The 15,190-nt window shown below is 39.2% G+C and carries 15 protein-coding genes; 5 read left to right on the forward strand and 10 right to left on the reverse strand.

The features are described 5' to 3' along the window. The first annotated feature begins 116 nt into the window (after positions 1 to 116). Positions 117 to 830 (forward strand): RluA family pseudouridine synthase, encoded by a 714-nt coding sequence (locus HUW48_RS04230; RefSeq protein WP_182414483.1) that lies wholly within the window; start codon positions 117 to 119, stop codon positions 828 to 830. A gap of 24 nt (positions 831 to 854) precedes the next feature. On the opposite strand, the gene HUW48_RS04235 is transcribed toward HUW48_RS04230, so the two are convergent. Continuing rightward, the gene (locus HUW48_RS04235; protein ID WP_182414484.1) at positions 855 to 1,490 is read right to left on the reverse strand and encodes a chemotaxis protein CheC; all 636 of its coding nucleotides are present in this window, start codon (positions 1,488 to 1,490) and stop codon (positions 855 to 857) included. Between the two features lie 357 nt (positions 1,491 to 1,847). Here HUW48_RS04235 and rplM point away from each other — a divergent pair, with 357 nt between their 5' ends. From rplM to tsf, 4 genes are all read left to right on the forward strand, one after another. Continuing rightward, entirely contained in the window at positions 1,848 to 2,294 is a 447-nt protein-coding gene (gene rplM, locus HUW48_RS04240) for a 50S ribosomal protein L13 (protein ID WP_182414485.1), read from the forward strand. 14 nt (positions 2,295 to 2,308) lie between these two features. Continuing rightward, the gene (rpsI, locus tag HUW48_RS04245) at positions 2,309 to 2,695 is read left to right on the forward strand and encodes a 30S ribosomal protein S9 (RefSeq protein WP_182414486.1); all 387 of its coding nucleotides are present in this window, start codon (positions 2,309 to 2,311) and stop codon (positions 2,693 to 2,695) included. Positions 2,696 to 2,713: 18 nt separating this feature from the next. Further along, the gene (gene rpsB, locus HUW48_RS04250; protein WP_182414487.1) at positions 2,714 to 3,475 is read left to right on the forward strand and encodes a 30S ribosomal protein S2; all 762 of its coding nucleotides are present in this window, start codon (positions 2,714 to 2,716) and stop codon (positions 3,473 to 3,475) included. Between the two features lie 166 nt (positions 3,476 to 3,641). After that, complete coding sequence (tsf, locus tag HUW48_RS04255) at positions 3,642 to 4,475, forward strand: translation elongation factor Ts (protein ID WP_182414488.1); 834 nt, start codon at positions 3,642 to 3,644, stop codon at positions 4,473 to 4,475. Positions 4,476 to 4,554: 79 nt separating this feature from the next. Here the strand turns inward: tsf and HUW48_RS04260 are convergent, their stop codons facing one another. The 9 genes from HUW48_RS04260 to HUW48_RS04300 all read right to left on the reverse strand — a co-directional run bounded on the left by HUW48_RS04260 (position 4,555) and on the right by HUW48_RS04300 (position 14,865). Then, positions 4,555 to 5,142, reverse strand: coding sequence for a GNAT family N-acetyltransferase (locus HUW48_RS04260; protein WP_182414489.1), 588 nt, complete (start codon positions 5,140 to 5,142; stop codon positions 4,555 to 4,557). Positions 5,143 to 5,286: 144 nt separating this feature from the next. Next, entirely contained in the window at positions 5,287 to 5,721 is a 435-nt protein-coding gene (locus HUW48_RS04265; RefSeq protein WP_182414490.1) for a hypothetical protein, read from the reverse strand. Positions 5,722 to 5,962: 241 nt separating this feature from the next. Beyond that, positions 5,963 to 6,715, reverse strand: coding sequence for a class I SAM-dependent methyltransferase (locus HUW48_RS04270; RefSeq protein ID WP_182414491.1), 753 nt, complete (start codon positions 6,713 to 6,715; stop codon positions 5,963 to 5,965). Between the two features lie 199 nt (positions 6,716 to 6,914). Beyond that, entirely contained in the window at positions 6,915 to 7,880 is a 966-nt protein-coding gene (locus HUW48_RS04275) for an AAA family ATPase (RefSeq protein ID WP_182414492.1), read from the reverse strand. A gap of 8 nt (positions 7,881 to 7,888) precedes the next feature. After that, complete coding sequence (locus HUW48_RS04280) at positions 7,889 to 9,265, reverse strand: peptidylprolyl isomerase (protein ID WP_182414493.1); 1,377 nt, start codon at positions 9,263 to 9,265, stop codon at positions 7,889 to 7,891. 172 nt (positions 9,266 to 9,437) lie between these two features. Then, entirely contained in the window at positions 9,438 to 11,732 is a 2,295-nt protein-coding gene (locus HUW48_RS04285; protein ID WP_182414494.1) for a peptidylprolyl isomerase, read from the reverse strand. 286 nt (positions 11,733 to 12,018) lie between these two features. After that, positions 12,019 to 12,459 carry an ATP-binding protein gene (locus HUW48_RS04290; protein WP_182414495.1) on the reverse strand — a complete coding sequence of 147 codons (441 nt, stop codon included), beginning with the start codon at positions 12,457 to 12,459 and terminating at the stop codon, positions 12,019 to 12,021. Further along, complete coding sequence (locus HUW48_RS04295) at positions 12,452 to 12,796, reverse strand: STAS domain-containing protein (protein ID WP_246343690.1); 345 nt, start codon at positions 12,794 to 12,796, stop codon at positions 12,452 to 12,454. The genes HUW48_RS04290 and HUW48_RS04295 overlap by 8 nt, the downstream gene beginning before the upstream one ends. An 8-nt stretch (positions 12,797 to 12,804) precedes the next feature. Next, entirely contained in the window at positions 12,805 to 14,865 is a 2,061-nt protein-coding gene (locus tag HUW48_RS04300) for a GAF domain-containing SpoIIE family protein phosphatase (protein ID WP_182414496.1), read from the reverse strand. Positions 14,866 to 15,190 lie beyond the last annotated feature (325 nt).

The raw sequence follows: 15,190 nt of genomic DNA on the forward strand, positions 1-15,190 counted from the left end.
TAACTAAAAACTGCTTTACCATTTTACTTTTTTAGATTAACCTAATACTTCTTACCAAAATCTGCGTAGCAGAGGTAAACTTATTTTAGCCTCCTGGCTGATCAGCATAATTTTTTATGAAATATCCGATTTTTGAAGATTTAATATTATTTGAGAACAACGATTATATTGTTATTAATAAACCACCCTTTTTAGCAACTCTCGAAGACCGGGCTTTGCACACTACCAATGTTTTAAAACTGGCCCGCCAATACTTTACGGATGTACAAGTTTGCCACCGACTGGATAAAGAAACATCTGGTGCTTTAGCATTAGCTAAAAATAATGAAGCTTACCGGCATTTATCCATGCAGTTTGAGCACCGGGAGGTAGCTAAATTGTACCACGCAATTGTTTGGGGAGTACACCAGTTCGAGGAAAAGTTAGTAGACCGGTCTATTCAGCCCGGTTTAAAAGGTACCGCTAAATTAGCGTATAAAGGCAAACCCTCCGAAACGTATTTTACTACTCTCGAAAAATATCCTAAGCACACGCTTGTTGCTTGTAAACCCGTAACCGGGCGAATGCACCAAATCCGGCTTCATTTAGCGTATTTAAATGCCCCTATTGTTAGCGACTTGCTTTATGGTGGGGCGCACGTTTATTTATCTGACCTGAAAAGAAAATTTAATTTAAGCAAAGATACTGAAGAACAGCCATTTATTAAGCGATTTGCTTTGCATTCCACCAAATTAGGATTTACTTTATTAAATGGCGAATCAACCGAAATAATAGCCCCTTACCCGAAGGATTTTCAGGTACTGGTTAAAATGTTACAGCAATATTCCTGATTAACGGTTAAAACCTATAATTACCTAATCTTTGTCTTGCAACAATTTAAAATCGTAAAGATTGGTTTGGCGAAGAATATGTAACAACTTGGAAACAGAATTAGCGTGAAATACAATAAGTAACGGCAACTCTAATGGATTTACCAGCTTTTGAAACTGTGTTTTAATGGCTATTACAAATGGTTGATGCGCTGGTAGATCTTCTAAAATGTAAGAAATAGGTAGCTGCTCGTTTTCAAATAATGCCTCCGGAGAACCAGCCTGTAGCTTAAGCTGGAGCAGATGGTGCAATTCATCTACAATAGCCTGCGTAATAATATTGCTGATAGTGAGCAATAAAGTTTCTTTACTTTTAATATTTATCTGTGAACTATTATTTAAGCAAGCCTCAGCCAGCTTTTCTACTTGATCCTCAGAAAAAAGTAAAAAAGTTTTACCGTTTAGCTCCCCCTCAATTTCCGAACGAATAATTTGATATTCGTCTTCAAATTCATCAATTACATCCGGCAAAACGCGGGGTTCAATAATTTTTACTTCTGGAACAGCTAATAACACCGCTTTACGAGAAAAATCAGCAAAAGAATCTGCCGCACGAGCTAAACTGATGTTAATAATCTCTCTTAAAACATCTTTTTCCAGTTCATTAATTACAATATACATTACGCAGTTAATTCAAAAAGACTGCTCCTATTTAAACAGTTGCAAGTAATACGTAAAAATCGCTGGAAAGTTAACCTGTATTCTTTCAGGTTATAAAAAGAGTAGGTATTTGTACGGATATACCTAATATTTCAGTACGGAGCTTTTTTTAATAAATAGTTACTATAATGGATTAACTTAAACCTGAATAAGGTACTGTTAATTAGCAGTAACATAAAAGAATAAACAGAGTAATCCTGTTATCTACAGATAAATAGCAATTTAGTTTGCAATTGCAAACTAATGCTTCTATCTTTGTGCTCATTTTCTGAAAACAGAAGAACAAATTTACATCTAAATCGCTTTAAAAGCACACAAATGGATCATTTAAGTTATAAGACGCTATCAGTTAATAAAGCGACCGCTAACAAAGGTTGGGTAGTGATAGACGCCGGAGACGCCACCCTAGGCCGCGTTTGCAGCCAGGTAGCCAACATTTTAAGAGGCAAGAACAAGCCTTCCTTTACTCCCAATGCCGACTGTGGCGACAACGTTATTGTTGTAAATGCAGCCAATTTACGGGTAACTGGTAAAAAATTAGACAACAAAGTTTATGTAACGCACTCAGGTTATCCGGGTGGCCAGAAACAAACCACTGTGCGCGAGTTAAAAGCAAAGACTCCTGCTAAAGTAGTAGAAAGAGCAGTGCGTGGTATGTTGCCTAGAACCCGTTTAGGCCGGGAGCAATTCCGTAACCTGTTCGTGTACGATGGCGCTGAGCATCCACATGAAGCCCAGCAACCAAAACAAGTAAAAATATCTTAACTAAATACTAATTAATGGAAGTTCTCAATACATCTGGTAGAAGAAAAACCTCGGTGGCTCGTGTATATATCACGGCCGGGCAAGGGAATATCACTATTAACGATAGAGATATAAAAGCGTACTTTCCGAGTGAAGTACTGCAAACCATCGTGAATCAGCCGTTTCAAACGCTGAATCAAGTAGGTAAATACGACGTAAAAGCCAACGTAAAAGGTGGCGGTGTAAGCGGCCAGGCCGAAGCAATTCGTTTAGCTATTGCTAAAGCATTAGTTTCAGAAAGTGCCGATAACCGTCCGGGATTGAAGAAAGAAGGATTTCTTACCCGTGACCCTCGCATGGTGGAACGGAAGAAATTTGGTAAAAGAAAAGCCAGACGCTCGTTCCAGTTCTCTAAACGTTAATCTAAAAGGTGTATCAAAATGGCAAGTGTTAATTATAAAGAATTATTGGATGCAGGTGTGCACTTTGGCCACCTTACCCGTAAATGGGATCCGAAAATGGCTCCGTATATCTTCATGGAGAAGAACGGTATCCATATTATTGACTTAAATAAAACCATAGTTTCGTTAGATGAGGCAGCGGCAGCTATTCGCCAAATTGCTAAATCTGGTCGTAAAATTATGTTCGTTGCTACCAAAAAGCAAGCTCAGGATATTGTAGCAGAAGAAGCAAAACGCCTGAAAATGCCTTACGTAACCGATCGTTGGTTAGGTGGTATGTTAACCAATTTTGCAACAGTACGCAAGTCTTTGAAAAAAATGTCGACCATCGATAAAATGATCAAAGATAACGTGTCTTATGCGAACTTGGCAAAACGCGAACGCTTAATGGTATCACGTGAGCGCGAAAAATTAGGCCGGGTTTTAGGTGGTATTGCTGATTTATCTCGTCTGCCAGCAGCTTTGTTTGTTGTAGATGTTAAACGCGAACACATCGCGATTAAAGAAGCTCAAAAATTAAATTTACCAATCTTTGCGATTGTGGATACTAACTCTAACCCAGAATTAGTTGATTTCCCGATCCCAGCTAACGATGATGCGTCCAAATCTATTTCCCTGATTGTGGGAGTAATTGGTAAAGCCATCGAAGAAGGTTTATCAGAAAGAAAAGTAGATAAAGAAGAAACAGAAAGAAAACGTTCGGAAGAAGAAGGCGTTGCTGAAAAAGTTGCGGCTGAATAATTTATCTTTCTAAAATGCCCTAGCAAACTGAACATCGGATAACCAACTCTGATGTTCAGTTTTTTTTAATCCATATACAGATGTTGGAAGCAGTAATTAAGAATTTATACCAGTATAAGCTTCTAACTTTTAACCAATAACTTTTAACTCATAACTAAATAAAAGAATGGCTATTACAGCACAAGACGTTAACAGACTTCGTCAGGAAACCGGAGCAGGTATGATGGACTGCAAAAAAGCACTTACCGAAGCAAACGGTGATTTTGAAGCAGCTAAAGATATTTTACGTAAAGCCGGACAGAAAATTGCCAGTAAGCGTGCTGACAATGTTACTTCTGAAGGCGTTGTTCTAACGCAAGTAAGTGCCGACGGGACCACTGGTAAAGTTATCGCTTTTGCCTGCGAAACTGAACCGGTATCTAAAGTGGCTGATTTCCAGAATTTAGCAAAATCAATATTGGAAGCAGCTGTAACCACTAATGCTTCAACAAAAGAAGAATTATTAGCTACTTCACAGGCTGATGGCCGTTCGCTGCAAGAGCATATTACCGACCTGATGGGTAAAATTGGAGAAAAACTGGACGTAGTGACTTATGAGACAGTTGTAGCTGATAAAGTAGTAGCGTACAATCACTCTAATGGTAAATTAGGGGTATTGGTAGGCTTAAAAAATACGAATGGCACTGATGTAACAGAAGTAGGTAAAGACGTTGCTATGCAAATTGCCGCCATGAAGCCAGTAGCTTTAGATAAAGACGGAGTAGATGCGGCAACAGTTGCCCGCGAAATTGAAATTGGTAAAGAGCAAGCTCGCGCCGAAGGTAAGCCAGAGGCGATGCTGGAAAAAATTGCCATGGGTAAACTGAATAAGTTTTACAAAGATAATACTCTTTTAAACCAGGAATTTGTGAAAGATTCGTCTTTAACAATTGCTCAGTTATTAGATAAAACCAGCAAAGGTTTAACCGTAAGTGAATTTAAGCGGGTGGCCATTGGTTAATTGATTTATATTTTGTTCAACAAACAAAAGCCAACTGAATTTTCAGTTGGCTTTTGTTTTTCAGGTGAATACTTACTTTTTATTCTGGTTTGTTATACAAATTTTGATAGTTGCTTAGGGTCATCCCGTAATAATAGACATCAACCAAACCAGTTTTTTCATCGGAACGAAAATCTTGCCGCAGTAACCCTTCGCGCATAAAACCACAGCGCTCGGCCAAGCGATAGCTTCGTGCATTCTGAACCGGCATTTTAATAAATACCTTATTTAGGCCTATTGTTTCGAAACCAAAAACAGTAATAGCGCGCAATGCTTCCGAAGCGTACCCCTTCCCTTCCGCAGCTGCGTCGAGGTAATAACCAATCTCTCCTTTAGGTACTCTTTTTTCTAAGTTTTTAAGAGCAATATCGCCAATGTATTGGTTGGTATCTAACAGCCAGATGCCAAATTCAAAAACTTTTTTAAATTGCCAATCGGTACTCATTTGCCGGACAAAATATTCAGCATTTTTCAGTTTTTTATTCATTTCTACTCGCCCCGGAAAAGCCAGTGATAACCGGGACTGGTTTGTGATAAGCAGAGTTAGAAAGTCAGGAGCATCGGAGTCTTGATAGCGGCGAAGCAATAAACGATTTGTACGTAGCTCAGTAGGAATAACTGGATTCATGTAAAAGCCGGGGAAGATAAGTTATCTTAAATACTATTTACGAAACAAGTAGCAGGAGTTAACCTACAATACTAGCCATAAAAAAAGCCTAAGCTCAGTTTGTTCATCAACTGCGCTTAGGCTTTTCTTTTACGGTAAACCGTGTTATCCTTGTTGTAAATGCGGGTATTTATATTGCAAAGGACTGCCAAGTTGTTGTTGGGTAAACATTACAGTAAGCGTGCGGGCTATTTCATTAATATACTCTAACCGGCGAATAAGTAATTCTTTCGTAAGTATTGTACCTTCCGGGGTTTTCATATATGATTTTTTGTCATTCAGGATTTTAACCATTGCCTCAGAAATGCTTTGACTATGTTGCATATATTGTTCCCGGAAATTGAATAAAGTTTGCAGGTCGTTGCCGGAAACTGAGAAATGTTCGCCAGCCGTGTTTAAGATTTCGCAAAGGCGGGTTACTTCTAACGGTATAACCGACTCAAAGGGGGTGCGGCTAATATCTACTTTGTTGGTTTCCAAAATAGAAAGAATCGTATTTAAATTTTCTTCGAAACGGGCAAATAAAGCGGATGCTTCCATAGAATTAAAGCTACTTCTGTCTTTGATAAATTAATTAAGTAAAATTACAGAATTGAGTAAAGGAAACCTTATTAATTTTAACTTACTGCGAATAAGATTTTAAAGTTTAGATTTAATAGTTGCCCAACTGTTTGAGCAAAGCATTTTTATAAAAAATTTATTAATTGAAGAGATCTTATTTTGATGAACTTACTTTATTAAAACTCTATAAAAGGTTAGATATCAAGGCATAACTTAATAATTATTTTAGAATTCTTCCTAAGCGCATAAAAATTGGGAAGGTAGCGGTTTTTCGAGTATTTTCTGGCCAATATGTTTCCAGGGAGCTCAACAATTCTTTAATAGGATTGGAGTTATTCACTTTTTGGTATTTTTGAATGCTGGACCAGGTATTTAAATACCCACCCAATTCGGTTAAAGTAAAGTCTTGTTTAATAGCAAAGTGTTCCTCAACTGCTATTTCCGGAAACTCAAATGGTATAGTTTGATAAGCTTCGTCGATGTAATGTCGTTCAGTATCCCAGTATGGGCCGGTTACATCGCGGTAGAAATGAGAAATTAAAGGATTAACCTTATCCTCGAACTGCAATAATCCATAACCCCATACCGCAAGCAAGCCATTCGGTCGGCTTACCCGAGTTACTTCCTGATAAAAGGCCTTAAAATCGAACCAATGAATAGCTTGAGCTACCGTAATTAAATCAAATGAATCATTACTGAAGTTAGTTTGCTCCGCCCGGCAAATTTGGTACGTTATATTGCTACTAGGTTCTGCCTGGTCTAATTGCGATTGACTAATATCGGTAGCAGTTACAGTCGTAAAATGCTTGGCTAATTCTGTAGGTACTTGTCCGTTTCCCGTACCGCAGTCCCAGGCATGATCTTTATCTTTTACTTCTTGCAAAATACGCTGATAAAGAGCTTTCGGATAAGTTGGCCTAAAACGTTTATATTCTTTTGCCTGGTTTGAAAATAAATTTTTGGCTTGTTTCATAGTGATTCGGCAATGATTATAGAGCAAAAGAGCTTAAGTAAATCAGAGTATGCCTATTTATAGAATTAGTATCAGAACTATTTAATCGCAGAGATAATCTTAAAAGGTAATAAGGTTATTCTGTAACATGGAACAGAGAATAAAAAAAGAAAGCCCGACTTATTTGCCGAGCTTTCTTTAAAATAACTTTAAAACAACTTTACAACAAATCTTTAATAATTTTTTCTACTGTAATTCCTTCCGCTTCGGCTTTAAAGTTGCGAACAATACGATGGCGAAGAATAGGTAAGGCTACCGCTTGAACGTCTTCAATGTCGGGAGAATATTTGCCATTGAGCAAAGCATTACACTTAGCCCCCACAATTAAATGCTGCGACGCCCGTGGACCCGCTCCCCACTCTAAGTATTGCGACGCTTGTGCAGCGCCCATAGTTGTATTAGGTCGGGTTTGATGAACCAACTTAACCGCATATTCTATTACATTATCTACTACCGGCACCCGACGTACCAGGTGCTGAAAAGCTGTAATTTCATCGGCGTGCAAGATGGTAGGTAGCCGGTAACTAACATCTGAAGTAGTGTTTTTAACAATTTGTAATTCTGAATCGAAACTAGGGTAATCGAGCAAAATATTAAACATAAACCTGTCGAGCTGCGCTTCGGGTAGGGGATAGGTACCTTCCTGCTCAATCGGGTTTTGCGTTGCTAACACAAAAAATGGACGGTTTAACTCATACTTCTGACCCGCTACTGTTACCGAATATTCCTGCATTGATTCTAGTAATGCAGCCTGCGTTTTAGGTGGAGTACGGTTTATTTCGTCGGCCAGAATGATGTTGGCAAAAATAGGCCCTTTTACAAACTGGAAGTTCCGGCTCTGATCCATAGTTTCGGAACCTACAATATCCGAAGGCATCAGGTCGGGCGTAAACTGAATACGGTTAAAAGATAAATCCAGCGAGGAAGCAATTGTTTGAATAAGTAAAGTTTTAGCTAAACCGGGTACCCCAACCAACAAACAATGGCCCTGACTAAAGACAGCAGTTAATACCAGCCGTACTACTTCATCCTGACCAATAATTACTTTTGAAATTTCGCGGGTTAAATTTTTATAAGCTTGGGCCAAAGCATCGGCCGCTTCTTTATCGGAAGAAAATTGCTTCATGAAGAACGTCAGTTGTTTATCGATTGCAAAATGTTACACGCATCAAACTCTGGATCAATATCAATAAATACAGTGCTTTTGTTTTTATTGAACCAGGTATTAAGCGCATTTTGCCGTTTTTCGTTTAAGGTAGCCGCTGCTATTTTCTGATAATCGTCTTTTAAGTTGGCTTGGTGCGGCGGCATATTCGATTTTAGATAAAGGATACGCATTGCTTGTTTACCATCTTCGGTACGATAAGGCAGCGGTTTGGTTATACTACCTACTTTCATGGTATCAATGGTAAAGAAAATACCTGGGTCTACTTTATCTAAAGGAATATAGGTACTGCCATCCTGCGGATTAGCTAATAAGCCACCGTTGTTTTTAGTAGGTGTATCATCCGAAATATCCTTAGCAGCTTTGGCAAAGGATATGCTGTCTGCCATAATACGCTTCCGGATTTTTTCCAGGTCTTGCGCGGTTTGTTCCATATCTACATCGGTGGAGGTAGGTTTTAACAAAATATGGCGGGTATTATACTGTTCGCCGCGGCGCTCGATTAATTGAATCAGGTGAAAGCCAAACTGCGACTCTACTACCTCGGATAACTGACCAGGCTCTAGCTTTAAGGATGCGGCTTCGTATTCGGGTACTAATTCTTTTTTCTTAAAAAAACCTAAGTTACCCCCATCCTTGGCCGATACCGGGTCTTCGGAAAATTCTTTGGCTAAAGTCGCAAAGTCTTCGCCGTTCTGAATGCGTTTTTTTATTTCTTCCAGCCGGGCACGTACTTTTTCTTTCTCTTTCTTATCAATTTGGGCTAGTTTTACAATTTGGCCAATTTCTACTTCAGTAGAGAAATAAGGTAAACTGTCTTTTGGAATTTTACTGAAGTATTTTTTTACTTCGTTAGGCGTAACCGTCATTTTTTCGGTAAGCTCGGCCTGCATTTTTTGCAAGGTCAACTGGTCTTTAACCTGGCGGCGTAAATCGTCTTTCAGCTGGCGAAGACTTTTGTTGTAGTATTCTTCTAACTTTTCTTCACTGCCAATTTGTTGCACAAAATAGGCCATCCGGCGGTCTAATTCGCTGTTTACCTGATCTTCTTCCACAACTACAGAGTCAATTTCGGCCCGGGCCAGCATCAGGCTGTTCATGAGCAGGGAGCGCAAAACGTTACAGCGTAAATCTGGAGTCATGGATTGACCTTCGCTGGCTACCTGAGCCAAAGCTGTTTCGAGCTCCGAGCGTAAAATAATCTGATTATCTACTTTTACAATTATACCATCAATGGGTTTGGAAGTGCGTTGCTGTGCCTGCACGGAAAACCCCAGTAATAAGCACAGAAAAAAAGCGGGTAATAGCCGACTTAAAGAAATGTTTTTAAAAGTAATATATTTCATGAATGAATAGATGTTAAATCTAATACGGGCGTTGCCTGCAAAAACGCTAACGTACAAGTTATTAATAAATTTTATGTACAGAAGCGTTTCGTACAAAGGTACGGGAATTAATGCACAAAATAAAAGCGCTAACCGGTTTGGTGCGCTTTTATCTGGTTAGAGTTTTAGAAAATTATTTTTGAGTAAGCTTCTGTACTTCAGCCTGATTAACCTGTACCGGATACTTTTGGCGCAACTCTTTTAACCATTCTTTTTCCAGGTAAGCCTGGTAGTCAGAAGTAGCAATTCCGCGCACCTCGTTCAGGCTTTTATAACCAGGTGGTAATATTTGATTTATTTTAATAAACACAGCCCGGCCATCTTTCTCCAGGTTGTAAGTACCTTCCTTCCAGGTGATTTCATCTAAAATTTTGTTTTCTCCTTTTTGGAAGCGTTTATTCTGAACCTGAACGGCTAACGGGTTTGCTGCATTCAGCGTTTCTTCAATGCCTTTTAAGTCACTGGTAAATAAGGTAAAGGATACATTCCGGTTAGCAGCACTTACCGTTTTAGGCTTATTAGTGGTAGCGGTAATCCGATTAACAGGTACTCCTTTTTCTTTAAGAAAAGCTGCTACCTGCTGGGCGCGCCGATTAGCCAAATTCGCGTTTTTGCCACTGCTTTCTTTTGAATCGGCGTTTCCGGTGAGAGTAACACTGAGCAAAGGATCACCTAATAAACGGTCAGAAAGAGCCGTTAGTTGCTCTTTGGTTTCTGGAGTAAAGGTGTCTTTTCCTGCTCCAAACAAGATTGGTTCCGGACGCGATTTTACTAATTCGTATTTACCTGTAGTGAGCATTTGCTGCGCTTGCGCTAAAATATCCTTATTGGCCGCACTTATCACAATGGCATCGGCCCGGGTATCCCACTTATAGTTTTCCTTATTTTGCTCAAAAAAGGCTTGTAGCCCCACCGTATCCTGAATGGCTTTAGACCACACTTTTTCGTCCATGAGCTGAAAAAGTAAAATTCCATCGCGGTACTCATTTACCAGCATTTTGTAGTCCACGTATTTCGATTCCAGGTGCTCCCGTTCGTAGTTTAGGAGACTGGTTGTTACATAATTATCATAGAGTACGTTCATCGCGTGCCCGGGAGAGGCATTGGCAATAGGTTTCTGATTTTTCTGGGCGTAAGTAAAAAAGTCTTTTACGGTGTATTGCCGATCTTGCAAAGTGAAAAGCGACTGATTAACTTCTTTTGCTTCTTTATCCGAAGCGGTATATTGCCAGGTGCCACCGGTTAAAGCATCGGTAGCTTTACTAAGAGCAAAATCTTTGGCTGCTTTTACCTCCTGAAAATTGTTTTCTTGTTTTATGCGTTTCAGAAAAGCAGTTTTATTTAATTCGGAACGGGAATCCTTAGCTACTTTGCTGCGCAGGTACGATTCCATTTCTTCAAAGGCGGGCAAGCTGCGGCGCTCTATTAATTTAATAATATGCCAGCCATAAGGGGTTTGTACGGGTTTAGAAATATCACCCACGGTAGTTAGTTTAAACGCTGCCTCTTCAAAAGAAGGTAGCATACGGCCGGTACCAAACCAAGGTAGTTCACCACCATTCGTGGACGAACTTGCATCTTCGGAGAATTGAGCCGTTATTTTATCCCAGTTTTCTTTTCGGGTGAGGCGGTTATAAATAGCATCAATTTTTTTCTTAGCTACCACGGAGTCCGCTTTGGGAATACCGGGAGTAGCGCGAACCATAATATGGGCTACTTTTATTTCTCCTTGAGCCGGACGAACATCATTTACTTTTATTAAGTGATACCCAAACCGGGTCCGGACAGGCATGGAAAGTTGTCCTTTCAATGTATTGTAGGCAGCTTTTTCAAACGGATACAACATTTGCAAGGCTGTAAAATAACCCAGATTTCCGCTGTTTTCTTTAGCAGAGGGATCATCGGATTGTGAGCGGGCCAAAGTATTAAAATCTTCGCCGGCCTCAATGCGGCGGCGGAGTTCCAATGTTTTATTATAAGCCGCCAAGGTGTCTTTAGGATCGGCATCTGGCGCTACGTTCACCAGAATATGCGAAGCATTTACTTCTTGCTTCATCCGGTCGTATGCTTCCTTTACCAATTGGTCGGTTACATTTTTTTCGGTAAGATAAGGCTGGGCGAGTTGTTCTTTGTAGCCTTCTAGTTCTTTCCGGAAAGCAGTAGTAGTATCTAAGCCTCGTTTTTCTGCCTCGGTAACTTTTAATTTAAAATTAGTATACAGTTCCAGATATTCCTGAACGCTGCCTTTTGCGGCGGCATTATCTGGCTGACTGTTGTTTTTATTGTAAACGTAGTTAAACTCGGTGGTAGTTACCGGTTTACCAGCTACAGTAAAAAGTACCGGTTCTTTGTTTTCCGGGGTTTTAGAGGCATTACATCCGGTAAGTAATAAAAGCGTACCACCAACAAGGAAAAGGCTTCTGTGCATATAATTTAAAAACAAACGACTAGTGCTATGGTGCTGATAGAGTAAAATTAACGACAAGCAATTTACGAATTTTTAATCGCGGAATAACATGCATGTACAAGATTGCACGGATTTTTAGCCAAAACGATGCCGTATTGTTTTTTGGTATATAAGAAAGATACTTTATTTAAGAAAATGAAGAATAAAGTAAATCTAACCAGCAGTTGTTAGAACAAGGTTAATCAGAAAAATAGTAGGTATTTACTTTACAAATACATTAATTAAAAAGATCATCACATAATAATTATTAGTATAAAACCTGATTAGATTTTATTGAGTTAGCAAGGTTTTTATAAAGTCTACTGTAGTTGGTTCCATTGTTGGAAACAAACTCGACTTTATCCATTATATGATGAACTAAAAACATTCCTAATCCGCCCTTTATTCCGTCTCTAATTTTTTCTTCAACATTTGGGGGTAAATATTTAGCAGGATTGTAGGAAACTCCCTGATCAGTAAACTCAAATAAGAGATTACTTCTTTTACTGGAAATAGTTAATTCAATGAATTTACTACTGTCTTTTTTGTTAGCGTGGATGATTAAGTTGGCACTTATTTCATCCACCGCTAACACAATATCCTCCTTTACTTGTTCATTAAGAGCATAGGCGCTTAAGAAATCCCGGACGAAGTCCCGGACTCTTTGCAAATTGTCTACGTCACAGCTAATCCGAATGGAGTTATTCATTAGCAATCGTCATAGCTTCATCGTAAGAGGAGACTATCGTCATCAGCAAGTCTAACCCCAGAATTTCGAAAACGTTTTTAACCTTATCCTGCATGTTAAAAAAGATAAGTTTAATCTGTGCATCTTCGAAACGTTGCAGGTGCGAAATAAACACACCTAAGCCTGCTGATGAGATATAGTTAAGCCGATCACAATCCACCAGAATTTTTTTAAACAGCATAATTTCTGGTTTAGATAATTCTTCATCCAGCAAAACAGAGGAGCTGGCGTCTAGCTCACCATTTAAGTGAATGGTAAACGTCTGGTCTTTGATTTCGTGTGTTATTTTCATCGCCATTTATTACGTCACAAGATTAAATTTGGTTGATCATTTCTGAACTTAATCACAATGAGAGTTTGGTCGTCGTGGATGTATTCTCCGCTAAAATTATTTAAATCGTTGATAATAGCCGCTTTAATATCATCTGCTTCCAGGTGATATGTAGTACTAAGCATTTCCCGCAAGCGGTCTTCCCCGTATTCGTCTTGGCTGGAACTACGGGCTTCTACAATACCATCGGTGTAAATAATCATTACGTCGCCAGGGTTATAATCGTAGTGCATGTTATGGATGCGCTTACCATACGATTTATCCCGGATAATACCTAATCCCAAACCTTCGGTATTAAAGTAAAACGTTTCTTCGGTCATGGAGTTGTAGTATAACGTATGGCAATGACCTGCCCGGGCAAAAAAGAAACCTTTTAATTTATAATCAATAATATACAGAGCAGCAGTAATAAACGATGTACGTTCGAGGCAATGCGTAAGCGCATTATTTGCCTTTTGCATAAATTCTACGGGTTGCAAATCATCTTGCATCAAACCATGGAAAATGCCTTTCATTTGGGCCATGTGAAAAGCTGCCGTGATTCCTTTACCCGATACATCGCCGATAATGATAGCAATACGGCTTTCGCTTACCTGCAAAAAATCGTAAAAGTCACCGCCTACTTCTTTGGCGGCCTGGCTAAAGCAACTGATTTCGAACCAGCTATCGCTCGGGAAAGTTTTCGGGATTAAGCTTTCTTGCACCGAAGAAGCAATTTTTAATTCTTCCTTATATCGTTCGTTTTGCAGCGACTCGGCTACTAAGCGCAAATTTTCGATTGTAAGTATAGTTTGGCTGGTAAAAGTACGAATAACACTGAGGGTTTCCCGATCGAAGCCTTGTTCTACATCTTTTAGTAAATACAAAGTAGCATAAGCGCGTTTCTGCGAGCGTAGGGGTATCACATTCAGCGAACGCCAAGGAAGATTAAGAGACTTAAAGCTCGTATTTTGATCAAGATTATTGTTTACATACTCTACCGTAGACACCTGGTATTGATCCAGAATTTGCCGGATTTGCTTTACTTCTTCCAGATCAATATTTTCAGCTTCAATCAGGGACAGGGTACCCGTATCATCTTGCACCTCCAACCAGGCAGCATCCGCGTTAGAAGCTTTAATGGCACTACCGAACATTAGTTTGTATACCTGCGGCTCATCTTCGCCCTGCTGAATGGACTGGCTTAAACGCTGTAAATTAAGTAAATCTTCGCGCTTTTGTTCGAATACCGAAGAAGTGGGTAAATTAAAAATAGCTACTAACAGCGAAGCCACGGTGTACATCCCCACAAAGGTGCAGGTAAGCACCAAAAAAGGGTCTTCAAAAAGATTGCCCGTTAACTGCTGCTCAGGCGAAAAGTAAGTAAAAATATTATAGAAAATAACTAAACTTAGAACAATGCCAATTAGCAAAAAAATAGATCGCCATTTTTTTGTAGCCGTTAAATAAGCTACCCACCGTAAATGAATACACAGGAAAAGAGTGTATAGTAAAAATAGCCCGACGAGCGGTACAAAACTTTGTAAGTTTAACTGGAAAAAATTGCTAAGCAGAGTAGCATAAATTACGATTTCAAACCATTGCCACTCGTATTGCAAAGCCCGGGTTTTCTGGAACAAAATCATGTTGCGCCAGATGTAAAAGGCTTTACCTAAAAAGTAAATAAGAAAAGCAAAATTTATATAATAAATGGTGCCCAGCAAAATAGAATGATCGCCGGAAGTACGGCTTGCATAGTGGAAGTAGCCAAAATAAAGAAGCGCACTAACGTAGGCCGTGGTTCCCGCCCGCAGAAACAGTCTCCATAAATATCCAATAAAATCGGTGCCTCGATAGGTATCTACGGATACTCGCTGGGTTAAGAAAGAAAACGCAATAAAGCTAACTTTAAAAATTCGGCCTAGTAAAGGAGCATTCGCCGCAAAAACTTCCGGATAGGAACCATGATTAGCAAACAAAGCATTAATAAGCAACAAAAACCAGCTAACTAGGGCGGTTACAGTATATAACCTTTTGTAATTAATGGAATAAGGCATAAAGGATATGGCTGGTTACTGCAAACTCAATTAAAGAGGCTACCAAACGATTCAAATATAAGTTTTACTAAATAAGATTCAAACTTCTAACAAAATTAGCCTAAAAAAGCTTCTAAGTTTAAACGCATCATAAATTTTAAAGCTATTTAAAATGGGTACAAAGTTTTGAACACAAAAGAGTCCCAATTTTAAACTGGTTATTTTAAAATTGGGACTCTTTTGCACGTAGCTATCAGGCACCAGATAAATAAAGAATGAAGTGCCTTAATTCAGTTTTTTAGAAGCTTATTACCAAAGCATTAAGATTATAACAATGAACAACTAG

This window comes from Adhaeribacter radiodurans, from assembly GCF_014075995.1.
Taxonomy (GTDB): Bacteria; Bacteroidota; Bacteroidia; order Cytophagales; family Hymenobacteraceae; genus Adhaeribacter; species Adhaeribacter radiodurans.